1 protein-coding gene is annotated in these 237 nt (G+C 52.3%); it reads left to right on the plus strand.

The window, feature by feature from the left end; genetic code table 11:
• Positions 1-11: 11 nt before the first annotated feature.
• A partial coding sequence (locus tag LJE08_RS14455; protein WP_227403643.1) for a hypothetical protein occupies positions 12-237 on the plus strand: 226 nt, incomplete at its 3' end.

The raw sequence follows: 237 nt of genomic DNA on the forward strand, positions 1-237 counted from the left end.
GTGATCGATTAATGAGAATCAACGTTTTGCAGCACACCCCCAACGAAGGCCCTGGCGTAATCAGTGAATGGGCCCACCAGCGCGGCCACGAGATCTACGTCTATCATCCGGCCCAGTTCAACAAACTGCCCACGGCTGATGAAACCGACATGTTGGTCATCTTAGGCGGTCCGATGAGTCCTAATGATGATCTGCCCTGGATTGCAAAAGAGCGGCAATTGATCAAAGAACTGCTGG

The sequence above is a fragment of the Holdemanella sp. DFI.5.55 genome (assembly GCF_020593575.1).
Classification (GTDB): domain Bacteria; phylum Bacillota_I; class Bacilli_A; order Erysipelotrichales; family Erysipelotrichaceae; genus Holdemanella; species Holdemanella hominis.